Here is a 24154-nt window from a genome sequence, read left to right on the forward strand (position 1 = left end):
TCACTGATGTGAACTCATCTCTGTACCTGCACCGGTCAGGCAACACACCAACCATAGCAGAGAAGCCTCACGCCTAAACCAAGCGATAGTGGGCTCCACTTTCGACGGCGGTGCGTAGTGGGAGAAAAAGGGCCACCCGTCAGGGCGACCCCGCATCTATCTCCCAGTAGCGATGGAGGGACTCGAACCCTCGACCTCACGATTATGAGTCGTGCGCTCTCACCATCTGAGCTACATCGCCACAGTTACAACACATAATCCCGGTGGACCTACCGGAGCACCGTCAGTCCACCGGGAATTGGTGTAACGGAGCCCCCTGACAGAATCGAACTGTCGACCTTTTCCTTACCATGGAAACGCTCTGCCGACTGAGCTAAGGGGGCAACAACTCGCTGGAATCACGGATAACAGCGCAAACGTGATCTTGCGAAGCCTCACACAATGTAACCGACCAGAATGGAACTCACAAATCACCAGGTCAGAGCGTACGGCGGACCGATACCGAGTCGCCGTCAAAGGCAGTTCGCTTATGGAGCCCCCTTAACGGGAGTTCCGCTCAGAGGAATCCACTTACGAAAATGCACTGACCACGACAAAACCCGCTGGGCTGCAACACGTTTGCAACCCGGCGGGTTCATGGGGTGCCAGATGATGGATTCGAACCAACGTAGGCAAAGCCGACGGATTTACAATCCGCTCCCTTTGGCCGCTCGGGCAATCTGGCAAGCGCTCAGCAGTTGAACGCGCTGCATACTCTACTACGAACACAGCCCCAGACAGCAAATCATCACCTCACGCAGGGCTTTTGCAAAGCGTTCATGTCAAGCCCGCGATCAATTACCCCACACGCGCCATGGTGAAGCCCAGCAATGCGCGCAAAGCATTCGTCGTCGAATTATCCGGGAGCGCCTCCAGCGCCCTCAAGGCAGCGTCGGCGTGTTCCTCAACTTTCGCGACCGTCCGCGCTCGTGCATCCGTCGCAGCAATCAAGGCGAGTGCTTCTTCAACGTCGGCATCTGTCGACAAGGGGGAACGCAGCATCTCTCGAAGGCGCTGGTTCTCTTTCCTGTCGCCTTCCATCGCGTAGAGCATAGGCAGGGTATGCACACCCTCGCGCAAGTCCGTCCCCGGTGTCTTCCCCGATTCACTGCTGTCAGAGAAAATGTCGATCATATCGTCGACAATTTGGAACACCATGCCCAAGTGCTCCCCGAATGTCGCCAATGCCTGCTGAATAGGGGCTGGTGTCCCGGCGTGCATTGCCCCTAAAAAGCCCGCAGACCGGATGAGTACCGCAGTCTTCTCGTGGATCACATTGAGGTAATGCTCAATCTCATCGCCCGAGTTCGCACCAATTGTTTCGCGCATCTGACCGGTGACGAGATCACCAAAGGCCTCCGAGAAATGCTTCACCGTCGATACACCCAGCGTCGCCATTAATCGCGAAGCTGTCGACAGGATAAAATCCCCTGCCAAGATGGCTACCGAATTATTCCACCGAAAATTTGCACTATCAGCGCCACGACGTTTCTCGGCCTCATCCATCACGTCATCGTGATACAGCGTAGCCAAATGGGTCATCTCTACGACGATGGCAGCTTTAATAACGTCGTCACACCCGGGCCTCTCACCATAACGGGACGCAAGCAGGGCAAACATGGGGCGAATGCGCTTACCTCCAGCCAACGCCAAATGCTTGACCTTGTCAGTGACGAACGATGCGCCCTGATCCAGTTCATGGATAAGCAATTTCTCGCATTTTTCCATCCCGTCGGCCACAAAGGAATTCAATTCGTCGTCGCCGAGGTCAATACTGGACTCCACACTACGGGAATCCAGGCCGGTAAACTCGCCACTCACGGCGTCGACGCTGGATTCCACAGCACTGCTCTGTCCGCTGGTCATCGCACGATCCTCGTTCGTTGGGCATGGGTAGATGGTCACGAGCACGCGTCGTATATACAACCCCGCAAGCGGGTACGACGCAGCACGCACGAGCGCGATGGTGGCTCGCGACCGTCTAAAACAACGTGCCTAGCCTATCGCACAAAAACAAACCCACAGATATGGGCCGTCAGCGCCTTACGGTTTTGTCGCGCTGTGGAGCGCCACGATGCCGCCAGTCAAGTTCCTCCAGCCGACGTCTTTCCACCCCGCAGATTGGATGATCCGAGCTAAAGTCTCCTGGTCAGGCCATACTCGGATTGACTCCGCCAGGTACACGTATGACTCCGGATCCGAGGACACGATTTTCGCCACCGCAGGCAGCGCCCGCATCAAGTATTCCGTATAGATCGTCGAGAACACGGGGATAACTGGCGTTGAAAACTCACACACCGTTAAACGTCCGCCTGGCTTCACGACACGGGCCATTTCTCGGAGCCCAGCGACAGTATCCCCGAAGTTCCTCAGACCGAAAGAAATGGTGGCAGCATCGAAGGTGTTATCGGCGAAAGGAAGGTTAAGGCCATCACCTGCAACTAAGGGCACGTCCCGATGACGTCCTGCTTTCAGCATGCCCAGAGAGAAATCACAGCCCACCACGAGGGCTCCAGACTTGGATAGTTCCGCCGTCGATACACCGGTCCCAGCAGCGAGGTCCACTATTTTCTCGCCGGGCTTCGGATCTAGCCGCTTCCGCGTTGCCTTTCGCCACAGCGTGTCGATCCCGCCCGTCAGCACCGTGTTAGTTAGGTCATATTTCTTGCCGACGGCATCGAACATGCGCGCCACTTCACGGGGTTTCTTTTCCAACGTCGCTCTAGCCACGAGGCCCCAGACTACCCGGTGAGCTCGATATGGCGGCAGCTGCACTCCCCCCCCGACGGGATAGGCACCTTAGGACAGGGCGTCGGTGTGCACCCGATCCGCGTTCATCTCATCGCACCCAACGAAATGTGGCTACGCGTACCGATGCTCACGCTCCGCACGCCACCTTTCCAGCAGCGTCGGACGGAGTTCTTGCCCCGTCGGGGATTCGATCGCTGCCTCATAGTGCCCGATCAGTTCGTCACCTAGGCGCTCCCATGTTCGATTTTTCACGGAGTTTCGAGCAGCGACGCATCGGTCGTGATAGCCATCCGGCTCGAGCAGACGATCAACCGCCGCAGGGAGGTCCTGCTCAAAGGACTCCACAGGCAATAATTCACCATCGACGCCGTCGTCAATGAGATCAATGGGTCCACCGGCTCTCGGCCCGATGGTAGGCACCCCCGACGCCAGCGACTCTTGGACAGCCTGGCAGAACGTCTCATATTCGCCTGGGTGGACAAAGAGGTCCAAGGAAGCATACACCTCCGCCAGGTCCTCCCCGTATTTCGCGCCGGTGAAGATCGCGCGTGGCAGCAACTCGCGCAATTCCTGGCTGTCCGGCCCGTCCCCGGTGATCACGAGTTGGATGTCGTCGCGGTCCTGCAGGGCAGCCAATCGGTACACGGACTTTTCCGCCGCTAAGCGCCCCACGTAGCCCACGATTTTCTGCCCGTTGGGGGCCCATTGCCGACGCAGCGCGTCCGATCTCTTCGTCGGGGAGAAAAGCTCAATATCGACGCCGCGCGCCCAGTGGTACACGTCTCTGATTTTGTGATGGCGGAGTTCCTGAATGGTCACCGACGACGGAGCAAGCGTTCGTGAGCAGGCGTTATGTACCGTTCGTGTCCACTGCCACGCGGCCGAGGCCAGCGGTTTCATGTGGTAATTATTCGCAAACCCAGCCACGTCCGTCTGATAAACAGCGACCGTCGGAATCCCCAACTGCCCTGCACCGAACGCACCCGCGGCACCCAACACGAACGGGCTCGCCGCGTGAACCACGTCGGGTTTGTATTTACGTAAGGCCCGCTTCACGGTCGGCGTCGGCACCCCGATGGGGAGCGAGTCGATCAGCGGAACCTGAACGGTGGGAACGCGGGCGATGGGGAAACCCGCATAGTCCGGGCATTCATCTTGAACCTCGCGAGCACCCGGCGCGATGACTAGTGCGTCGTGGCCGTGACGGTCGCAGTATTCCAATACCCGGAGAATTGAGTTAGTGACACCGTTGATGTTTGGAAGAAATGATTCTGCAACAATTGCAATGCGCATACGACTTCTTCTCTTCCTCAATTCCCCGCGATAATGCGGTTATTTTTGCCGATAAGAAATGCTGTTTTATGCTGCCGATCATCTATCTCGGTGGCCATTGTATAAATTTTTCTTCCGTTCGGCGCGTCGGTTAATCAACGCTATTGCTCCCATCGATAGGGCGACCGTCACGATAAATGTTGAAACCGCTGGTAGAAGGGATAATGTCCAGGTTCTTCCTTGGACTCGGACAATGTCGGGGTGGCTGCGGGAATACTCCACCCACACTTTCTGACCATCGTGCAATCCGCCGGGATATAAAACTCCCGTGTTGGGGGAATGGAATTCTCCGGAGCTATCCCGAAATGAAATTGCTGTGCGCAACAGGCCGACGTGGTTCACCGTGGCGATGGCGGTTTCTTTATCTTTGTGCAGTTTAATGTCGTTATAGACTGGCCCGGCGACGAGCGTGGCGCACACCAGAGTCATTAGTAATGCGATCAATGCGACGACCTGGCGGCACCGGCGAGCGAAGGTATCGATCCGTACTTCAGCATCATCGCGAGACAATGTCCGACGGGGATTCCGCGGCTTGTCGCCGTGAGGAGTCTGATCCCCGTGAGGTGTGGGTTCGTTACCCGCGTTCATGTCGTGAGTTCTGGTCGCGTTCACTCCGATACTCACCTCCCCGCCGTCGTGCCCTGATCATTATCCGCTTTCGTATGGTCATCGTGTGCTGTTCCACCGCCGTGCTTGGCATCGTTGCTGCGCGTTACTGCGCTTGACGCCTGTGGAGAACAGCAACGCGTCCTTCCAGGGATTCTACGGTCTGACGTCGATGCGCACGGTCGCATACGGCTTCAATCACCGTAATGCCCTCGTACGGTTCATATTCCTGGCGTGCTTGATCGCGTTGATCCCCACTGCCCGAACTGGTGGCCCCATCATCGTTGAGCTGCATCCCCTCGGCATGACTCTCCAGCAAGGTAACCAGCTCTTCCGCAGTGTCAGCCCTCCGATACGCCATCCCGAAAGCGTCGCAAATCGACTTAATATCCACCTCGTGGTGAGTCGCCATAACGCGCTCGAAATGGTTGCGGAGTTCCGGCTTCCCCGGCTCCAAGGCCTCGAAAATGCCTCCACCCTGGTCATTCGCCACGACAATCAGAAGGTTCGACGGCCGCGGTTCCGACGCCGCCACGTTCAGGCCGGTCGCGTCGTGAAGGAAGGTCAGGTCTCCGGCCAGCGCCACGGTTCGCGGTGCACTCACACTGTCGGGTTCGGCTGCTTGTCGAGAGAGCGCGACGCCGATAGCCGTCGATAAGAAACCATCAATTCCCGACGCTCCACGGTTGGAGTACATCTCGACCCCATCAAACGGAGCGCCGACGAACGACAGATCGCGCACCGGATTCGATGCTCCCACCACGAGCGCATCGCCGACGTGGACAGAGTCTGCGACGGCGGCGGCGACCGTCAGCCCGGTCATCCGATGGAGAGTGGACGGCTGCGCGGACGAATCCTCCACAGGTTCAGAAACCTCAGAAGACACAGCGAGGTCGTCCAGGAGGATCACCTCGCGCACGGCGTCGGCAGCGGCCTGATCCGCCGACCGGCAGTGATCCACCCATTGCCGGCTTTGTGGCGCAAGGTCGATCGTCGTCGCGACCTCCCCAGCCATGTGAGCAACATCCGGGTAATCGCCGGGGTTATCCGCGATGACCGTGATCGGGATATCAGGCCTGGCCACGAGTTTTGAGACATCCCGGTGCAGGGTCGGCCGGCCCGTCACCACCACGTGATCGGGTGACAACAGCGACAACGCCAAAGGATGGATAGGCACATCAGGCACTGCGGCGGTGGGCTCAGCGATCGTCGGTACCCCGCGGAGCGCGTCAACATGCGGCGCATTATGGCCAGCAATGTGAAGAACTCGCGGCGAGGACACCTTCGCCCGACCAACGAATCGCGTCCAACTCCCTCCATCCGGACGGCCCAACCGGTGCGCAGACTGGGCAGCCTCACGGAGCTGGTCGTCATCCGTCGGCACTAATGGGTTATCGAAGGGCACATCAATGTGCACCGGGCCACGGAAGGGCAGCTCCACAGCATTGGCGGGGCGAGCATCTTCGGGGGTGGCAGCCCGCACCTGCATACGCACGCCCGCAGCCGTCGCCGCGACCACCGCCCTATCGACGGCAGCGCGGACCTCACGATGCATCACGTGCCAAGCGTCACTGCGTCGAGTAGCAGTATCAATCCCCTCCGTCCGCACGGCGGTATCCCGGAAAGCCGACCGCTGATCCACCGTCTGGTTCGCGCCCGTCCCCCACAATGACCAGGGACGATTCGCCGACAACACCATGAGCGGAAGGTGCGACATCTGCGCTTCCACCATCGCGGGCACACAATGCGCCACCGCACTCCCCGATGTCATCACCACCGGGACGACATGGTGGCCGCCGGGGATACCCGGGCGGTTCCGCCGCGGACCGCCCTCGGCCTGAGCTAAGCCCAACGCCAAGAACGCCGCGGTTCGCTCGTCGGTACGAATGTGAAGAGTGATCTCCCCACGTGCCGCGGCTTCGGAGAAGGCCAGCGCCAACGGTGCCGAACGGGAACCCGGGCACACGACCACGTCCTGCACGCCGCAACGGATCAGCTCGTCGACAATAATCGCTGCTGTCATGATGGAGGCAGGAGCACCACCGGAACTACTCATAGAGAACGATCTTTCCACCTTGTTACTCAGCCTTAACCATCAGCCTTAATCGGCCGCATGTCCCGGCATGTCCGACGCACCCGGTGCGCGAGATTCGCCCGAAACGCCCGGCACGTGTTTCCACGCCGCCGCCAGGCGCTCTTTCCACCACTGCACCCTATCCTCCGGGGCGCGATACCTCGCGAGCACATCCGGATCCGGAGTCCGCGGCTCCACAGCCATCATCCCGTCGACAATGGGCCGCGGATCGCCCACATCACCGGCCATCAGCGCACCCGTCGCAAGGCCAGCCGGCTGACTATCCACCGCCGACGCCGCGCACAGACCCGCATACATTCCCACCACCGAATCAATTGCCGACGACACCGTCACGGCCACACCATGCTTCCGCGCCTCCTCTGCCACCGCGATCACATTGCGCGGACCGCCGAGCGGCGCGGCCTTCACCACGGCAACGTCGATGGCCCCCATGCGTATAGCGCGGTACGGATCCAATGCTTTACGTATGGACTCGTCGGCGGCGATGCGGGCACTCAGCCCCTCGTCGGCAAGCATGTTCCGCAAATCAGCAAGGTCCTCGAGGTGGGGACACGGCTGTTCCACGTAATCCAAGGGCCCATCGTGGAGGAATCGGCGGACGGCCTCATGGGCCTCCGCCACGGTCCACCCACCATTCGCGTCGACGCGGATATTGATGTCAGGGCGAGCCTCGCGAACAGCGCGAACCCGGGCGCAGTCGTCGCCGAGAGTCTGTCCCTTTTCCGCCACCTTCACTTTGACCGTCGAAATGCCCGCATATCGATCAAGGAGTTCGGGCACGCGAGCGGGGTCGCACGCGGGGATCGTCCCGTTGACCGGCACCCATCCGCGCGACAATGCGGGCGGCCCCACCCAACCCATCTCGAGGGCCGACGCCAACCACATCGCGGACTCCGCCGGACCGTATTCCAGGAAAGCGCCCCACTCGGACCAGCCGTGGGGGCCGTCGATAAGCATGACTTCGCGCTGCATGATCCCGCGGAACCGAATGTTCATCGGCAACTGGACAACATGGGCGCGCTCCCAGACGTCGTCGAGCGACGGGGCCGATACACCATCCGGCCACGTCGAGGGCCCATATGCGGGTACACACACAGGCCCACTCTGGCGAGGGACTTCATTCGACGGTGCAGGCCGGGATTCACTATTGGGCAGGTCCATGCGAGACATGACTTCTACCCTAACGGCCGGCCGGACATAACCACCCGCGCGCTGATTGTCAGTATCCTCATCGGTATGTCAGACGAACACTCCGCCACCCATTCCGATACTGACCAGCCCTTCAACCCCGAGCTGTGGAAACCGGTTCCCGGGTTCGAGGACCTCACGGACACTACGTATCACCGCCACGTCGGGACCGAGCGCGCCGACGGCATCGTCCGCATCGCTTTCGATCGGCCGGAAGTGCGCAATGCGTTTCGCCCTCACACTGTCGATGAGCTTTATCGGACGCTCGACCATGCCCGCCGCACTCCCGACGTGGGAACTGTTCTTTTAACAGGCAATGGTCCGTCGCCTAAGGACGGCGGGTGGGCTTTCTGTTCGGGCGGTGATCAGCGTATTCGCGGCCGCTCAGGGTACCAATACGCTACTGAGCACAATTCTGATGTCGAGCACGCCGACGCGTCGGGCGTCGACACTGCACGTGCCAAAGCAGAGGGCGGTCGGCTCCACATCCTTGAGGTTCAGCGGCTTATCCGCACGATGCCGAAGGTTGTTATCGCGCTGGTCAATGGTTGGGCAGCCGGGGGCGGGCATTCCTTGCACGTGGTGTGCGACCTCACGTTGGCCTCGCGCGAACACGGGTTATTCAAGCAAACCGACGCCGACGTGGGGTCCTTTGATGCGGGGTACGGCTCCGCGTACTTGGCCCAGCAGGTCGGGCAAAAGTTCGCGCGCGAGATCTTCTTCCTCGGCCGGACCTACGATGCCGAGACAATGCACCGGATGGGCGCGGTGAATGAGGTCGTCGACCATGCTGAGCTGGAGAATGTTGCCATCGAGTGGGCGCGCGCGATCAATTCCAAGTCCCCGACCGCACAGCGGATGCTGAAATTTGCCTTCAATCTTGCCGACGATGGCCTCATGGGGCAGCAGGTGTTCGCCGGCGAGGCCACGCGTCTGGCCTATATGACCGACGAAGCGCTGGAGGGCAGGAACTCCTTCCTGGAGAAACGACCTCCGCACTGGGACGAGTTCCCTTACTATTACTAACCAAACCTCCCCCATTTGCTACCCCCGGAAAGTTAACGGAATCTTAACGGCGCCACCACAGTTTGGCTGCTACATAGTCCGGGGAGGATACTTTCGCTGTGACCGAACTGATCATCCTCGTCATAGTGATCGCTACCGCGCTCGCGTTCGACTTCACAAATGGTTTTCACGACACCGCGAATGCAATGGCGACGTCCATTGCCACCGGCGCTCTCACACCAAAAGTTGCAGTCACATTGTCAGCGATCCTCAACCTCATCGGCGCATTCCTGTCCGTCGAGGTGGCAAAAACAGTCGGTAAAGGGATCGTTAATCTCGATCAGTTCAACCTCAACAGTGACGCTGACGCGCACAAGCTTCTTCTTGTCGTCTTTGCCGGCCTCATTGGTGGAATTGTCTGGAACCTACTGACCTGGCTGCTCGGCATCCCCTCCAGCTCCTCTCACGCCCTCTTCGGCGGTTTGATCGGAGCTGCATTCGTCTCCTTGGGCATCGGTGGTGTGGCCTGGGGAAACATCCTCGGCAAGATCATCATCCCCGCATTGGCCGCACCCTTCGTCGCCGGCGTGGTATCCGCATGCGGCACCTGGTTGATTTACCGCATCACCGATAGCGTCGAGGAACACAACAAGAACGACCACTTCCGCATCGGGCAGATCGCCACAGCCTCGCTTGTTTCGCTTGCTCACGGCACTGGTGACGCTCAGAAAACGATGGGCGTCATTTTCTTGGCCCTGGTCGCATACGGCGAAATCGATGCCGACACCCACATGCCTCTGTGGATCATCGCGGCATGTGCCTCCGCCATCGCGTTGGGCACCTACACCGGCGGGTGGCGCGTGATCCGCACCCTGGGCAAAGGACTCGTCGAAATCGATTCCCCTCAGGGGATGGCGGCAGAAGCCTCCTCAGCTGCAATTATTCTTACTTCTTCGCACGCCGGTATGGCCTTGTCGACGACGCACGTCGCGACCGGATCGATCCTGGGCACGGGCCTGGGACGTCGAGGCGCTGAAGTGCGCTGGGGAGTTGCGGGCCGCATGGCGACCGCCTGGGTGATCACACTCCCCTGCGCGGCCATCGTCGGCGCCCTGACCTGGTTGGTTGCCCACCTTGTCGGCCTGGCCACCACCGACTTCATCGGCGTCGTGGCAGCCTTCGCCATCCTGGTGACCTTGGCTGGCTACATCTACCACCAGTCCCGCAAGAACAAAGTGTCCTCCCACAACGTCAACGCAGAGTGGGACGAGCACTCCAACTCCGTTATTCCCGCTGAAGAGCGAAAGGTCGCCCGGTAATGTCTACCCTCCATTCACTCCTCACTGTCCTCGTCGTCGCGCTGGTTTTAGGGGCTGGACTTCCGACACTGTTCTCCCTGGGTGTACGCCTAGATGCTGCCGGCTCCGCGGAAGGACAGCACACCAAGGGAATAAGCCACATTTTGGCGTGGGTGATCTACGCGCTCTGCCTGGCAGTCATCATCGCCGGTGTTCTGTGGATCACCAACGCAACGATCGCTCACTACACAGGTATCAACATTTACGGCACGTCCGGCGGACACTAAAGGACCCCTAGAGATGAGCACTGGTTCACACCCCACCTCAGAATCCACCCCGAACCGAAGATCCACCTCCAACCCCGACGCATCCGACAGAAGCGCCACCGACAGCGGTGCCAGCAAGAAAGACCCCACTCCAACTGGGACTTTTTCAGCGGCCACCCAACGAGCCATCGACGAACAACGAGAGCTGGAACATAAACACTGGCTGCTACGTTTCATTGAGTGGTTACGGGTTGGGTATCCAGCAGCTGTTCCCGACGGCGACGCCGGTGCGATCATGTACGTCCTCAAGCAAGATCTACGCGAAGAAGACATTGACCGGATAGCTGCGACCATCGTCGCTAAGCAGGATGCCCACCGTGACCAGGGAAAACCTATTACCGAGCAGGAAATTCACCGCTACATTGAGACAACGATGTCTCAAACGCCGACGGAGGACGATCTTGCCCGCGTGAAGGCAAAACTCCATGATGGCGGTTTCGACGTCGCTGGCGCGTAAGGCGCGAATCCAGGGACGCATGTGACTGAAGGTCGTTTTGTCTATCAGAGTGACAGGATTTCCTACGAAATTTGAGGGTGTAGTCAATGCTTGACTAGCCCAACAATTTCATCTAGAGTGCTTTTTATCTAATTTCACACGTAGGGCACCTTCACCCGACGGTTCCAACCGGAAGTCTTAGCTGACGGCTTCACTTGATACCTTCAAGCGACGTTTTCGGCAGACGCACCAAGCAGCGTTTGGGCCGGTAACGCCGGATAAAGAGGCTCGCGTACCACGCTTTTGGGAACCCGCATACGACCTCATAAAGGAGGGGAAGAAAATGGCAAGCAGCATCATGCGTTTCATCAACTGGCTTCGCATCAGCGACCAACAATTCACCCCTGTGGACGTCGTTGGCCGTGTACATTCGGAGCATGACGGCCGTTCAGCGGTTGCACTTGCTGAGCCCGTTACCAAGACGAAGACTGCCGACGTGGTTAATCTCCTCGTCACCGAAGGGCACATTCCATCAACGGCTGCAGACGCGGCACAAGCTTTCTACGCTGTTCACCAGCGCAAAGCCACCCGCGAAGAGATTCACACCATCTTCGTCACGCTTGATAGCCTCGGCTTCATCGCCGACTAACACTTCACCCAGCCACTGGCTCACCCCGGTGGCTGGGTTTTCTCTTGCCCCTCACTACACTGCCTCACCGTGAACACTCGGCCACTGGTACCACTGCCCATCCCAGCAAACACCACAGTTGCCGACCTATACCCCCAGCTAGAACAAGCTTTACGCGGTGAGGCCTCCCTGCTGCCACTCCCTGTGAAAGACCTACAACGGGCCGCCCTCCTGCACGACGTCATGCGGGCCGACAAACCCATCGACGCCACCATCGCATTCATCCTGTCCACGTCAGGATCGACCGGTCTTCCCAAAGGAGCCCAACTCAGCGCGGCTGCGCTTGCCGCGTCGGCATCGGCAACCGAAAAAGTCCTCGGCGGACCCGGCCAATGGCTACTCGCCCTACCTCCCGACCACGTCGCCGGACTACAAGTCCTCCTACGGTCCCTAGCAGCGGGCTACGAACCGGTGCTCATGGACGTCACCCAACCGTTTACACCGGGTGCTCTTGTCGACGCGATCCACCGCATGACCGGACCACGACGATACTGTTCTCTGGTTCCGACGCAGGTCAGACGGTTAATCCAGGCGCTCGAACCTGAAGACACTACGGGCGTCACGGGCAGCACAGGCGTCACGGGCGGATATTCCCCGGCGACGCTTATTGAAACGGTCGGAAGTCTGGACGGCATCCTCGTCGGCGGAGCACCCCTGAGTCCCGCTCTGCGGAAAAAATGCGCAGACGTGGGGTGGACGATAATCACCACCTACGGATCCTCGGAAACCGCTGGCGGGATGGTGTACGACGGGACACCTCTACCGGGTACGTCGGTGAAGATCCAGCCCCTCGGGACTGGCGACGAGGGTCGGGTGCTTCTCGGCGGGCCGACACTGGCCACGGGGTATCGCAACGCCGAGGACCTTTTCGGATCCTCGGCTCACGCTGAACCATCGGGCGAGCGTAATGGGAACTCCAATCCGTTCGTCGATGGGTGGTTTGTGACCGATGACATCGGGACCATCCGCAATGGAAAGCTAGAGATTCTGGGCCGGTACGACCAGGCCATCAACACGGGAGGCCTGAAAGTTCTGCCAGAAGTCGTCGAATCCGCAGCCCGGCGGGCGGGGTATGCTGACTGCGCTGTGCTGGGCATTCCCTCGGCGGAGTGGGGAGAAAGCGTGTGTTTAGTGATCGAAGAACCGCGGGAGAACACGCCGTACTTCCTCGACCGCGAGGAAACGCGACACATTCGCGAGCAGCTCGACCTCCCCTCATACGCCCTACCCACGTCGATCGCGGTTGTTAAGCAGATTCCACTGCGCGGACCAGGGAAAACAGACCGACACGCACTGCGGGAGTTACTTAGCGCCACGGAACACGGCTGAGCGCCACGGAACACTAACGCGTCATAAAGCCTCAGAACGCGCTGGCCTGCTTCAGCGCCGCGATGTCGTCGTCGGTGTACACACGGCTGGCCTGCACATCATTGCCACCCATCCACACATTGCGAACAACGAGTGCCGCGTTGAACTGCGTCGTCGGGACAACCGCGAAATTCCGCTGCTGGCCGAAAACTTGCCTCACCTTGGTACCCGACCGCACCGCGCAGGCGTGCAGCCAAATGTCGTCAGCCTTCGGCGCGAGGCGTCGGAAAGAATCGCCCTGATCCACCACGAACGCCATAAAAGGCAGCGGGTAGAGCACCCCGGACACGCCCGTCGCCATATTCGCAATCGACGCCCGGCAGGACTTCACCGCAGGCCAGCGCGCATACGGCGCCAGAGCCCCCTTCTTCACGCAGACCCGGTGCGCCCGATAAGCGATCACATCATGGGGGCTCACGTCGGCGCACTCCAGCAAGCGCTCCAGCCACCATTCTGGGTAAATAATGTCGTCATCGGCCGTGGCGACACGCAGCGTCAGCAAATCCTCTTTGGCCAAGTCCGGCACGTCCGAATCGCGTGCCGACGCCACACTATCCGGGTCGTGCGCCACACGCTCCCGTGCCGACGCAACACGCTCGCGGAACAGCGGCCAATACTTCGTGTGGGGCCCAAAACTGCCGTCTGAACAGCGGATTTGTAGGCCGCGGTCCACCAGCCTTTGAAGCCGCTCCGGCAACGGCCGCTCGTAGTCTTCCTTATCAAGCCACAACACGATGGGGGCCGATACTGTACCACGGGCCAGCGACTCCAGGGTGTACCACACCTTGTTCACCCGCGGGCCATGCGTCGTCACGGAAATAGTCACCGGGCCGGACTGCGGAATCGGCTTGCCGTCGAACTCATTGTGGACGCGCAGCGGAATCAGCCGGGCGAGCGTCAGGAAAAAACTGACCACTTGGCCTAAAAAATAACTGACCTGCTGCACGCATAATCCTTCCGTGGTGGAATGAAACGAAAAATTCCCGACACACGAGCCTACCCGGCTCTCCTCCTCAAGCCCGCGATGCGTCACAATAGAACCATGCCCCACACTCCCGACCAGCCCAGCACACCGGACTCATCGTCCTCCGACAACAGCTCCGAGTTCGACGCACACACGTCATCACGACGCACACCTCCGCGCACGCCTTCACGCACGGTGACCGCCCACGATTGGCTCGAGGCCGCCCGCCCGCACACCTGGGCCAACGGTTTCGCCCCCGTCATCGCAGGTACGGGCGCCGCAGCACTCACGGGGCAAGCGTCGATAATACGAGCGATCCTTGCGGCGATCGTTGGCTGGTTCCTGGTTATCGGGGTGAATTATGCCAATGACTACTCGGACGGCATCCGGGGTACCGACGACGACCGCTCCGGGCCGTTCCGGTTGACCGCATCGGGCTTGGTGCAGCCCTACGGCGTCAAGCACGCGGCGTTTGTGGCGTTCGGCGTGGCGGCGCTGGCGGGCCTGATTTTGTGCGCGATCAGTGGGCACTGGTGGCTGATCCTGGTGGGCGCTGCCTGCGTGGTGGCCGCATGGTTCTACACGGGCGGCAAGCACCCCTATGGCTACCGTGGTTTGGGCGAAGTGGCCGTCTTTGTGTTCTTCGGGTTGGTCGCAGTGCTGGGTACGCAATACACGCAGGCCGATCACGTGAATTGGGCGGGGGTGGCGATTGCGGTCGCGATTGGCTCGGTTTCAGCGGCGGTGAACCTGGCGAATAATCTGCGCGACATACCTAGCGACGCAGCCACGGGCAAGATCACCCTCGCGGTGCGCCTGGGTGACCGCGGGAGCCGGACGTTGTGGTGCATACTCGCGACCTTGCCTGTTGTGGCGTCGGTACTGCTGGCCTTTATTGCGACGCCCTGGGCCCTGATTGGGCTGGTGGCAGCGCCGGTTTTGGGGCTGGCTGCGCGACCGATTGTTTCCCGCGCGGAGGGGAAAGACCTCATTCCTGTGCTGGGGATGACTGGGCGTGCCATGGTGGTGTGGGCCCTTGTCACCATGCTCGCGCTCTGGTTGGGGTAGGTGCGCTATTCCCTATTCCCGGTCTTCGAGCTGACTCTTGATGTATTCCTTGTGGGCGCGGCGTTGCTCATTCCACGTGGCCATTTCCGTGGTGACGCGCCTACGCAGCCCCTTAAACAAGAACATGGACAGTGGCAGCGCCACGATCAGAGCCAGAAGGGCGCTAATCATAAGGGGCATCGGCGCGCCCACCAGGTACGCGCCATACGCGATCACCACCGTCAGGACGAAGAACAATAACAGCCGGGCCAGCCCATACAGCAGAATGTCCTTCCACGGGCGGGTCGGTTTCTCGGTTGGCTGCGTCGTGTCCTCATTCACGTATGCCAGATTAGCGGTTCAGCCCAGCGCGAGGTCAACTGGACTCGACTTGGCGAGGTTCGTCGCGCAGTTTCCGCGGTTACCGTCGGCAATTAATCGTCGTTTAATTCGCGTCGACGCCGGCTTCGCTGTTTGCTAACGCCCACCCGTTGCGTAATTCGTCCTCGAAATGTTTACAGTCCTCCCAGGTGGGGAGCCGGTCGTCAACGTCGGCAAGAAGAGGAGCTACACGATCCTTCTCTGAGAAAATCGGGTCGACTGTGGCGGAGTGCTGATCTGAGGACTCTTCGGAGTTAAGCAGTGCCTGGCAATCAATGCCGAGGGCGGGGTCCGTTATCCGCACACCGAACTCGCGCTCAGGGTCGTACGCGGTGCTGGTCAGATAGGTGGCGACCGTGTTGTCCCCGTGGGCGACGAACCCGTGCCCGATGCCCACGGGGAGATACACCACGGCGTGATTGTCCTGGTTAAGGGGGACAACGATGTGCTTGCCATAGGTGCTGGAGCCCTTGCGCAGGTCCACAATGATGTCGCTGAGGGCCCCGGCGGGACAGGTCACCATTTTCGCCTGACCTGGGGGAACCTCGGCCAGGTGGATACCCCGTACCACGCCGCGGGCCGACACACTCATGTTCGCCTGCTCCGGGAAAAACGGGTAGCCCAGGGCCTCGGCGAAGTCATCCGCCTTGTACCACTCGTGGAAACTACCCCTCTGATCAACGTGAACAGTGGGATAGAAGATAAACACTCCCGGGATCGGGGTGGCGACGTACGTTGCGTGCTGGTCGGGTTCCTGAACTTCGAGTCGGGACGTCATGCTCACCAGCCTAGTGGCGTGCCGACGTGGGGTGGGGTGGATTGGGTGCCGGGTGGCGGCTTGGTGGATTGGGCGCCGATTTTATGTTCCCAGTGCAGATGGGTCATCCGTCACGTCCGCCACGCGCGGCGAGCGTGCTATCGGCAAGCAACTGACAATCGCCGCTGCTACCAAGAGGACAGACAGGATGAGGGCGGACATGTGTGGGTGGCCAGAAAATGTGGCGAACAAGACCATACCAAGCGGGGTCCCAGCAGTGAAAACCAGCTGGTCTTTAGTAGCAAACTGATGCACGAGTTCGTCTTTTCCTAGGGACTGCCCCAACGAATCCCAAGAGACGCCTGCGGAAGTCATGAGCAAGGATGCCACAGCGCCGACCAGGGCAATGACAATAAACACTGGAGAGAACGTCAGCGCCAATAGCTGCCCCGCCAAGAACAGCAGCATCAGGAATTGCAAAGTTGTGAAACGGACTCGATCCAGTTTCCTTAAAATCGTGGCGGCTGAGCCTAGCAGTGAACCGATAGCCAGGGCGGTGGCCATGAAGCCCCACGTCTTCTCGTCGAACGAGTTCATGATCCACGTCGGACCAGCGCTTCCGAGAAAACCGTTGACAAGGGAGGCCACCAGCCATGTGCCCAGCCCCACCTGCACCCAGCGGGGCAACACCGCGGTGGGCTTCTTTGCGCTGTTTACCTTGGTTTGAGCAGAGGCTGCGTCGGTGTTTGCGGAATCGGCGTCGTTGGCGTGGTTAGCGGGATCAGCATCAGAAGCGGGTGTAGCTTCCTCAGCTTCATGGGTTCCGGGAGCATCGTCGGTCGCCGAATTTCTGCGCACTTTAAAGAATGGCAATACGAACAGCATTGCTATCAGAAACGTAGCTCCGTCGATAAGTAATACAGTACGGAACCCTAATGTGATCACCGCTGCAGTGCCGATTAGTGGGCCGGCAATATATAAAACATCACCGAGGATCGACACGGTCCCGTTAACGCGTGTGCGCTGCGAATCCGTGAACAACAGCGCCAGCAACCCGAAGCGAGCCGGCGTGAAGAACGAAGAGGCGCATCCGTACACGAAACTTGAGACGGCGAACGAGGCAATCGAATCACCCTGGACGAGTACCCAGGCAACTAATCCCTACTGGGCCAGCAAGCGGACAAAGTCGCTACTTAACATCCAACCCACAGGACGAATTGGTGGCGGCAGTTTGCGCACTACCACGGAACTGATAAATCGGCCTGACCATAAAGCGATGAGCACCATTGTCAAGCCTCGACCGGAAGAATCTACTCGGTGGGCCTGAAGTGCAAAAGCAATAGGAATTAGCCCGTCGCCTATTCCAGAGATTAATGCGGCTAAAAAGAGGAGCGATAAAATCGATTTAAACGATAGTTTATTCATCACGCTCCATAATTCTCATTGAATACGGGGGTGGACAGCAGTCCTTATTCGAATCCAAACTGCCAAAAAATAAGCTCATTAAGTGGTTACCTCACTAAAACAAGTACGAGTACACGCTACTTAGCAGGCTGAGCACGGATCTTCCACAAAGCTGTTTACAAAGCACAAAGGCTCATAAAAAAATTAGATAGCAATATGCTCACCTCATTGTTAAAAAACTCAGCTTTGTGGTGACCGTTGAACTCCTTGCCCCTCACAAGAATGGTATTAATACTTTTAGCATGAACGATCAGCTACCTAAACGAAGGAAACAAAGTATTAACAAAATATCACACTAATTAGAGTTGTTAATTACCCTCGTACTCCCCGCACAGGACAGCGTGCCACGAAATACCTGGTCAGGTCCGGGCCTACCCGATCTCCCTCTCAGTGAGCGCATACTTTTCCTCAGCAGCCTTGGCCGCAACCTCCCACCACGTGCGATTGCTCCGATACCACTCAATAGTCTCGCGCAGACCGTCGGCAAGAGAATGAGTCGGCTCCCACCCCAGCTCAGTGCGGAGCCGCGTCGGGTCTATCGCATACCGACGGTCATGCCCCGGCCGATCCGTGACATGCACGAAATCGTCGCGCGGCTGGCCAAATGCCTCGAGAAGATCCCCCACGATCTCCAGGTTGGAGCGCTCCCCATCAGCGCCGATGAGGAACGTGCGGCCGTACAGCGCTGGATCGCGCCGGGCAGCGTCGATAATGGTCCAGACGGCGCTGTTGTGATCGTCCACATGGATCCAATCGCGCACATTCTCGCCCGTGCCGTACACGCGCGGCCGCCGTCCACCGATGAGCCCGATGATCTGTCGCGGGATGAGTTTCTCCGGGTGCTGCCGGGGCCCGTAGTTATTCGAACAATTCGAGGTCGTGGCCTTCAGTCCAAAACTGCGCACCCACGCGCGGACCATATGATCCGCCGACGCCTTCGACGCGGAATACGGCGACGACGGGCGATACGGCGACCGCTCCGTGAAGCGCTCATCCGAACCGATCGGGAGATCCCCGAACACCTCGTCCGTTGAGATGTGGTGGAGGGGAACGTCGTACTTCACGCACGCCGACGCCACCGTCACCGTGCCCTCGATATTGGTTTTGAGGAACGGCGCCGGATCCCGCAGAGAGTTATCGTTGTGGCTCTCCGCGGCGAAATGCACAACTTGATCGGCCGACTTCACCAGCTTGTCGACGAGAGGCTGGTCGCACACGTCGCCGACGACCAGTTCGCAAAGGTCGGAGTCAGGCGATGTGGCGGATCCTGCACCAGCGAAGTTGCCGTCGGGCTTTAAGCTCTCCGGATTACCGGCGTAAGTCAACGCGTCGAGGACGACGACTTTCACGCCGGGATAGTGCGCCCGGGTGTAATGAACGAAATTCGAGCCGATGAAACCAGCTCCGCCGGTAACCAAGACAGTGCGCATGGCAAACACCGTACCTCAGCGCCCGGCGCGGCTACTGCATCGCAGCGTCGCGGGCCTCCGCTTCCGCAATCGCGTCCTCATACGTCGGCGTGTCCTCGAGCTCCTTACGGCTAATGCCCTTATCCCCCACCATGCGGGCGATAATCAGAGCGATGGCACCGTCGCCAGTAACATTGCACGCCGTGCCAAACGAGTCGATCGCGATATACGCCGCGATCATGATCGCAACCTCGGAATCAGAAAAGCCCAGCATCGACGAGAGCAACCCCGACGCCGCCATGATCGCGCCACCCGGCACGCCCGGCGCGGCGATCATCGTGATGCCCAGCATCAGCACGAAGCCGATCATCTTCGCCGGTGTCGTGTCGATGTCCGCCATCTGCACAATTGCGAACGCGAACAGCGAAATCTTCATCATCGACCCGGCCAGGTGAATCGTCGCGCACAACGGGACCGTGAACCCGGCGACCGTCGGATCGACTCCATTCTTCTTCGAGCACTCGTACGTGACCGGAATGGTCGCGGCCGACGAGGAGGTTCCCAGAGCGGTGAGATACGCCGGGATCATGTTCTTGAACGCGCGCCACGGGTTGACCTTCGCGATCCCCCCGGTCACCGAAAACTGCAGCACCAGCAGGACGCCCGTCATGAGGATGGCCAGCACGATGACCTTCGAGAACGACACCAGCGTGTTCGTCAAATTGCCGTTCATACCCATCGACAAGAACATGCCGAAAATGAACGGCGGCAGCAACGGGATCACGAACTTGCTGATCACGCGCATGATCACGCGCTCGAGGTCCTTCGCGCCCGCGTACAGCGTGTCGCTCTTCACCGCCGTCATGGCCACGCCGATAGTGAACGCCAGCAGCAGGGCCGTCATCACCTCAAACGGCGGCTTCATCTCAATTTCGAAGAACGGCTTGAGCGCGCCGTCGTCGACAGTCTTTGCTTTGAAAAGGTCATCGCCTTTCAGCAACCACGGATACACTATCGACGCCGTGCCAAAGGCGATCAGGCCCGAGAAGATGGTCGAGCCGTACGCGACGCCCGTTGTGATTGCTAACCACTTGCCGGCGCCGCGGCCCAGGCCGGAGATCGCCGGCGTGATCAGGGCGAAGATGAGCACCGGGATGAAGAAGCTCAGGAAGTTGCTGAACAGGCTGTTGTACGTGACGAACACGCGCGCAAGCCAATCCGGGAAGAACAACGAACAGACAATGCCCGCGATGATCGCGATAATGATCTGCCACAAAAGGTTGCCGCGGATGCGCTGGCCGATGGACCTTTTGGGCTGGGTGGTGTCCTCTGAGGTGCTGGGTTTGTTGGACGCTGCTTTATCGGTCTTGTTGGTCCCCTTGGCCGCGCCGGTCCCCGTGGTTCCGTTGGTTTCGGTGTGCGACGCGCCCGTTGTCGCAGATGATTGAGCTGTGCTGGCTGGGCGGGAACTATGTGCCGCCGATCCCTCCATAGAGGGTTCGTTCGCTGGCTGCTCAGGTGGGACCGACTTGGGCATAGGGGATCTTCCTCTTCATGTGACCTTTTATCCCCAATGAGATTATTAGGCGGTCGGCCCCTTTTCCAAAGCCTCGCCCGTGATTTAACCTGCCGGAAATAATCGAAGGTGTTGGTTGGTGCCAGTTCTGTTCGGAGGCCCGGGTCGTTTGGAATCCAGAGTCCGTTTGGTTCCCCGGCCCGTTTGGCGCACAAGGTTCGTTCAGCGCACACGGCCCGCGGAAAATGAGGATAACTAATTCCTGGCGACGCTTACGTCGATCGATTACTCGAATTTTGCGAGGGTATATGGGGAGCAGTTCAAACTGCGGGGGTATATGGGCGAAAAATGGCCATATTCCCCCGCACTTTTCGCCACCGGGTCCGATATACCCCCACACTTTTAGTTCACACCGAGCCACCGGTCCTCCCGGACGTATGTAAGCCCGGCATATTCGGCTGGGGACGTCCTAAATAAATCCGCGGTTCTAATCCATGCGGCACTAATTCAACCCGGCGTACGAGTGCAGCCCCGACACCACGAGGTTGATGAAGAACAGGTTGAACACCATGATCCCGAAGGCAACCACGTTGATCCATGCTGCACGCTGGTCTTTCCACCCCGTCGTGGCTCGGGCGTGTAGGTAAGCTGCGTAGAGGATCCACGTGACGAAAGACATGGTCTCCTTGGGGTCCCAGTTCCAGAAGCGGCCCCACGCGGATTCGGCCCAGATCGCGCCAAAAATCACGCCGAGCCCGAAAATCGGAAACGCCACGACGGCCGTGCGGTATGCCAGCCGGTCGAGCCGCTTAGCGCTCGGCAGTGGCCCCGCGATCTTCCCGACGATGCCGTGCTCTTCCCCCACCGGCTGAAACATTCTCACGATGTACGCCAAGCTACACATTCCGGATATCAGCCCGAAACCAGCACCGATGGACACCGTCGATACGTGAATGGGGAACCAGTATGACTGCAGCGCGGGTACCACCGGTGCCGACGCCGCGTACAGTTTCATCCCGCCGTAGAACAGCAGCGCGACCACGGGGGTCAGCACCCAGGGCCACATGATGCGGTTTTCGCGCTTGGTCAGGACCACCGTGGCGACGATCATCGCGACCAGCGACACCAGGGCGACATATTCGTACAGATTGCCCCAGGGGAAACGGTGCGCCGACAGTCCACGCAGAATGACGCACGCCGCGTGGAACAGCAGTCCGAGGAAAACGACCCCCTGGCCGAACGTACCCAAGCGGTCCACGCTGTCTTGGCGAGCGTCGAGCTCAGCTTGGCTCATCACCGGGCGGTCGTGGGCAACGCGCCCCCACAATGAGCGGGCCCGCGAGCCTCCGCGGCTCGACGAATCAGCAGAGGTTGTGGAGGCAGCATCATCTGTGCCAGTACCTGCACCCACACTTACCGATGCAACACCCGTTTTTGACGCCGATGCCCCCTGCGCGACACCGGATTCCGACGCCTCCGACGCAACGCCAGATTTCGTCGCGCTAGCTCCGACCAGCTCTTTGTCCGAGGCAGCCTGGGCTCCCTGACCTCCGGGCTGGCTTTCCTCACGACGACTGGCGTCCTCGTATGCCTCTTGAAGCATCCGCTCGCGCACGTAATAGGCCAACATCACGATCAGCCCGATGACGTACACGGCGAACGCCACTTTGAACGAAAAGTCCGAAAACGAGGCGAGAGTCTTATTAACCGGCATAGTTCTCCTCTTGATCTGTGCCCAGGCTATTCCACGTCACACTTTGGAGCAATAAACACCCCATACTCCCAGCACGCACGGCACCACTCGTCACTGCCTACAGCAACACTGCGTCCGACATTTAGATCACTGCCGACGCCATCAATCCTCGTCGTCGTCATATTCATCGTCGTCCGGTTCCTGCAGGATAGACCGCGCGTACTTATTGAACTCGCGGCCCCACCCGGCCCTATCGGTGCGCGCAAGCCCGGCGGTTTCGACAAGCGCGGTGCCGTCGTCTTGCGGGGTGACGCGCACCCACATGCGTCGCCGCTTAATCGACACAGACCCCACCAACCCGGCGAGCATGATGAGCGTAATCCCCAACAGGTACCCCTGCGTTGGATCGTGGCTGACCTGCAGGTTCACGAAAGGCTTCGCGCCGTTAAACGTGATTTCCGTCCCGTCGTTAAGGGTGGTTTTCTCGCCCTTCCGCAGATTCACGCGGTCGATTTTCGACAACAGCCCCTGGTGGATCAGACTCGTGTCCAGGGTGAAAATACTCTGGCCCACGCCGGTGTCCAGCCCGGCGTCGCCGCGGAACACGTCGATCGCAACGGCCTCATCGTCCTGGGTGGGGAACCGCGACGCAGACAGCACATTGTTGTTCTCGCCGGTGAACACAGCCGTCGGCGCGTACATGCCCTGGATCGCCAACTGATTTTTCCGTCGTTCTTGCAGGTCAGGGTACATCCCGGCGGGCGGGTCGAACCGCATCGCGCCGGCCGACAGGAAGTTCGTCATGTCAGTCGGCTGCCACTGGATCTCTCCCGTGCGCGTCTCACCGTCGGGCCACTTGACCGTAAACGACGGCGCATAACCATGCCCCTGCAGGTACACGCGGTCGCCCGCGATCCGCAGCGGGTGGTTGACCTTCAGCGTGTACTTTGTCCACTCTGACGTGGGCTTATCGACGTCGTCCTTCGTCGCATACCGAATGTCGGAGGTGAACATCTTCGCCTGCCCGTTGGACAAGTAGTCCGCTTTGAAGTCCTCGATCTGCAGGCAGTACGGGGACAGGCGCGTTCCGTCGACAAGAGCACTGTGTCGGAACGAGTCAAAATTAGCGACGGCTGAGTTGCAGAACTGCGAGTTCTCGTTGCCGGCGATAACGATGACCTGGCCTTCGTAGTACATCAGGCGCCCGGCCGCGATGAAGACCAGCATGACGGTGAGACCGATGTGAAACACGAGGTTGCAGAATTCGCGGGCGTATCCACGTTCCGCGCTAAACGACCATTGCCCGGCGCGGTCCTCGCTTGCCGACGTTTCACGCGTGTGCCATCTCTTGAACAGCGGGGTGATGTGGTCGCGCGCGTAGGTGTCGGTGTCGGAAAAATCGCTGGCCGGGAGGGTGCGGGCGCGGTAGTGGGGCAGCCGGTTGAGGTTTTTGGGCGCGCGCACGGGCTGGGAGCGCATCGCTTTGTAGTGCTCCCACGTGCGGGGGATGATGCAGCCGACTAGCGAGATAAACAGCAGGACGTAGATGGCGGTGAACCACGTGGAGGAGAAGACGTCGAAAAGCTGGAGCTTGTCGTAGATCTGCCCGAGCTTGCCGTTGTCGGCGATGTAGGTGTCGACTTTCTCTTGGTTCAGGGAGCGCTGCGGGAGGATGGCCCCGGGGATTGCGCCGAGGGCAAGGAGGAATAGCAAAATCAGCGCGGTCCGCATGCTGGTTAGCCAGCGCCAGGGGATGCGCCACAGTGATGAGAATTGTTTGCGCGCCAAATC

20 protein-coding genes, 3 tRNA genes and 1 pseudogene are annotated in these 24154 nt (G+C 59.7%); 7 read left to right on the plus strand and 17 right to left on the minus strand.

The window, feature by feature from the left end:
* Positions 1-167 precede the first annotated feature (167 nt).
* From JMN36_RS03615 to JMN36_RS03655, 9 genes are all read right to left on the minus strand, one after another.
* Positions 168-241: transfer RNA gene (locus tag JMN36_RS03615), tRNA-Met, on the minus strand.
* A 69-nt stretch (positions 242-310) separates the two neighbouring features.
* Positions 311-383, minus strand: a tRNA-Thr gene (locus JMN36_RS03620).
* 259 nt (positions 384-642) lie between these two features.
* Positions 643-724, minus strand: a tRNA-Tyr gene (locus JMN36_RS03625).
* Positions 725-837: 113 nt separating this feature from the next.
* Positions 838-1860 (minus strand): polyprenyl synthetase family protein, encoded by a 1023-nt coding sequence (locus tag JMN36_RS03630; RefSeq protein ID WP_221923968.1) that lies wholly within the window; start codon positions 1858-1860, stop codon positions 838-840.
* A gap of 222 nt (positions 1861-2082) precedes the next feature.
* Positions 2083-2769: a demethylmenaquinone methyltransferase gene (locus JMN36_RS03635; protein WP_221923866.1), complete on the minus strand. Its 687-nt coding sequence runs from the start codon at positions 2767-2769 to the stop codon at positions 2083-2085.
* Between the two features lie 132 nt (positions 2770-2901).
* On the minus strand, positions 2902-4083 hold the full coding sequence (locus tag JMN36_RS03640) for a glycosyltransferase family 4 protein (RefSeq protein ID WP_221923867.1): 1182 nt from the start codon (positions 4081-4083) through the stop codon (positions 2902-2904).
* A gap of 78 nt (positions 4084-4161) precedes the next feature.
* Complete coding sequence (locus JMN36_RS03645; RefSeq protein WP_221923868.1) at positions 4162-4734, minus strand: DUF3592 domain-containing protein; 573 nt, start codon at positions 4732-4734, stop codon at positions 4162-4164.
* 100 nt (positions 4735-4834) lie between these two features.
* On the minus strand, positions 4835-6784 hold the full coding sequence (menD, locus tag JMN36_RS03650; RefSeq protein ID WP_221923869.1) for a 2-succinyl-5-enolpyruvyl-6-hydroxy-3-cyclohexene-1-carboxylic-acid synthase: 1950 nt from the start codon (positions 6782-6784) through the stop codon (positions 4835-4837).
* 45 nt (positions 6785-6829) lie between these two features.
* Positions 6830-7993, minus strand: coding sequence for an o-succinylbenzoate synthase (locus JMN36_RS03655; protein ID WP_236881713.1), 1164 nt, complete (start codon positions 7991-7993; stop codon positions 6830-6832).
* A 66-nt stretch (positions 7994-8059) separates the two neighbouring features.
* On the opposite strand from JMN36_RS03655, the gene JMN36_RS03660 reads away from it, so the two are divergent.
* The 6 genes from JMN36_RS03660 (at position 8060) to menE (ending at position 13093) form a co-directional block, all read left to right on the plus strand.
* Positions 8060-9037 carry a 1,4-dihydroxy-2-naphthoyl-CoA synthase gene (locus tag JMN36_RS03660; protein ID WP_221923870.1) on the plus strand — a complete coding sequence of 326 codons (978 nt, stop codon included), beginning with the start codon at positions 8060-8062 and terminating at the stop codon, positions 9035-9037.
* Positions 9038-9135: 98 nt separating this feature from the next.
* Positions 9136-10335, plus strand: a complete 1200-nt coding sequence (locus JMN36_RS03665) for an inorganic phosphate transporter (RefSeq protein ID WP_221923871.1) — start codon at positions 9136-9138, stop codon at positions 10333-10335.
* Complete coding sequence (locus JMN36_RS03670) at positions 10335-10601, plus strand: hypothetical protein (RefSeq protein WP_221913234.1); 267 nt, start codon at positions 10335-10337, stop codon at positions 10599-10601. The genes JMN36_RS03665 and JMN36_RS03670 overlap by 1 nt, the downstream gene beginning before the upstream one ends.
* Before the next feature lie 13 nt (positions 10602-10614).
* Entirely contained in the window at positions 10615-11097 is a 483-nt protein-coding gene (locus JMN36_RS03675; RefSeq protein WP_221923872.1) for a DUF3349 domain-containing protein, read from the plus strand.
* A gap of 322 nt (positions 11098-11419) precedes the next feature.
* Positions 11420-11725: a hypothetical protein gene (locus JMN36_RS03680; RefSeq protein ID WP_012732494.1), complete on the plus strand. Its 306-nt coding sequence runs from the start codon at positions 11420-11422 to the stop codon at positions 11723-11725.
* Between the two features lie 69 nt (positions 11726-11794).
* Positions 11795-13093, plus strand: coding sequence for an o-succinylbenzoate--CoA ligase (menE, locus tag JMN36_RS03685; RefSeq protein WP_236881712.1), 1299 nt, complete (start codon positions 11795-11797; stop codon positions 13091-13093).
* Positions 13094-13124: 31 nt separating this feature from the next.
* On the opposite strand, the gene JMN36_RS03690 is transcribed toward menE, so the two are convergent.
* Positions 13125-14078 carry a glycosyltransferase gene (locus JMN36_RS03690; RefSeq protein ID WP_221923873.1) on the minus strand — a complete coding sequence of 318 codons (954 nt, stop codon included), beginning with the start codon at positions 14076-14078 and terminating at the stop codon, positions 13125-13127.
* Positions 14079-14174: 96 nt separating this feature from the next.
* On the opposite strand from JMN36_RS03690, the gene JMN36_RS03695 reads away from it, so the two are divergent.
* Complete coding sequence (locus tag JMN36_RS03695; protein WP_236881711.1) at positions 14175-15164, plus strand: 1,4-dihydroxy-2-naphthoate polyprenyltransferase; 990 nt, start codon at positions 14175-14177, stop codon at positions 15162-15164.
* Between the two features lie 12 nt (positions 15165-15176).
* Here the strand turns inward: JMN36_RS03695 and JMN36_RS03700 are convergent, their stop codons facing one another.
* The 7 genes and pseudogenes from JMN36_RS03700 to JMN36_RS03730 all read right to left on the minus strand — a co-directional run bounded on the left by JMN36_RS03700 (position 15177) and on the right by JMN36_RS03730 (position 24094).
* Positions 15177-15485: a DUF4229 domain-containing protein gene (locus JMN36_RS03700; RefSeq protein WP_204087591.1), complete on the minus strand. Its 309-nt coding sequence runs from the start codon at positions 15483-15485 to the stop codon at positions 15177-15179.
* A gap of 103 nt (positions 15486-15588) precedes the next feature.
* Positions 15589-16302, minus strand: a complete 714-nt coding sequence (locus JMN36_RS03705; protein ID WP_221923874.1) for a dTDP-4-dehydrorhamnose 3,5-epimerase family protein — start codon at positions 16300-16302, stop codon at positions 15589-15591.
* Positions 16303-16383: 81 nt separating this feature from the next.
* Positions 16384-17409: pseudogene (locus JMN36_RS03710) on the minus strand (MFS transporter); the annotation flags it as partial.
* 707 nt (positions 17410-18116) lie between these two features.
* A complete protein-coding gene (gene rfbB, locus JMN36_RS03715; protein ID WP_221923875.1) occupies positions 18117-19175 on the minus strand; it encodes a dTDP-glucose 4,6-dehydratase in 1059 nt (352 codons plus the stop codon).
* 31 nt (positions 19176-19206) lie between these two features.
* A complete protein-coding gene (locus tag JMN36_RS03720; RefSeq protein WP_236881709.1) occupies positions 19207-20691 on the minus strand; it encodes a dicarboxylate/amino acid:cation symporter in 1485 nt (494 codons plus the stop codon).
* 481 nt (positions 20692-21172) lie between these two features.
* Positions 21173-22384 (minus strand): c-type cytochrome biogenesis protein CcsB, encoded by a 1212-nt coding sequence (gene ccsB, locus JMN36_RS03725; RefSeq protein ID WP_221923876.1) that lies wholly within the window; start codon positions 22382-22384, stop codon positions 21173-21175.
* Between the two features lie 141 nt (positions 22385-22525).
* Positions 22526-24094, minus strand: a complete 1569-nt coding sequence (locus JMN36_RS03730; protein ID WP_221923974.1) for a cytochrome c biogenesis protein ResB — start codon at positions 24092-24094, stop codon at positions 22526-22528.
* Positions 24095-24154: the final 60 nt, after the last annotated feature.

Source organism: Corynebacterium pseudokroppenstedtii (assembly GCF_019754945.1).
Classification (GTDB): domain Bacteria; phylum Actinomycetota; class Actinomycetes; order Mycobacteriales; family Mycobacteriaceae; genus Corynebacterium; species Corynebacterium pseudokroppenstedtii.

Bases quoted from the DNA above. Each gene is read 5' to 3' on its own strand.
- JMN36_RS03640 (WP_221923867.1), bottom strand. From the start codon at position 4,083: ATGCGCATTGCAATTGTTGCAGAATCATTTCTTCCAAACATCAACGGT.
- menD (WP_221923869.1), bottom strand. From the start codon at position 6,784: ATGAGTAGTTCCGGTGGTGCTCCTGCCTCCATCATGACAGCAGCGATT.
- JMN36_RS03655 (WP_236881713.1), bottom strand. From the start codon at position 7,993: ATGTCTCGCATGGACCTGCCCAATAGTGAATCCCGGCCTGCACCGTCG.
- JMN36_RS03660 (WP_221923870.1), top strand. From the start codon at position 8,060: ATGTCAGACGAACACTCCGCCACCCATTCCGATACTGACCAGCCCTTC.
- JMN36_RS03670 (WP_221913234.1), top strand. From the start codon at position 10,335: ATGTCTACCCTCCATTCACTCCTCACTGTCCTCGTCGTCGCGCTGGTT.
- JMN36_RS03675 (WP_221923872.1), top strand. From the start codon at position 10,615: ATGAGCACTGGTTCACACCCCACCTCAGAATCCACCCCGAACCGAAGA.
- JMN36_RS03680 (WP_012732494.1), top strand. From the start codon at position 11,420: ATGGCAAGCAGCATCATGCGTTTCATCAACTGGCTTCGCATCAGCGAC.
- JMN36_RS03695 (WP_236881711.1), top strand. From the start codon at position 14,175: ATGCCCCACACTCCCGACCAGCCCAGCACACCGGACTCATCGTCCTCC.
- JMN36_RS03705 (WP_221923874.1), bottom strand. From the start codon at position 16,302: ATGACGTCCCGACTCGAAGTTCAGGAACCCGACCAGCACGCAACGTAC.
- rfbB (WP_221923875.1), bottom strand. From the start codon at position 19,175: ATGCGCACTGTCTTGGTTACCGGCGGAGCTGGTTTCATCGGCTCGAAT.
- JMN36_RS03720 (WP_236881709.1), bottom strand. From the start codon at position 20,691: ATGCCCAAGTCGGTCCCACCTGAGCAGCCAGCGAACGAACCCTCTATG.
- ccsB (WP_221923876.1), bottom strand. From the start codon at position 22,384: ATGCCGGTTAATAAGACTCTCGCCTCGTTTTCGGACTTTTCGTTCAAA.
- JMN36_RS03730 (WP_221923974.1), bottom strand. From the start codon at position 24,094: ATGCGGACCGCGCTGATTTTGCTATTCCTCCTTGCCCTCGGCGCAATC.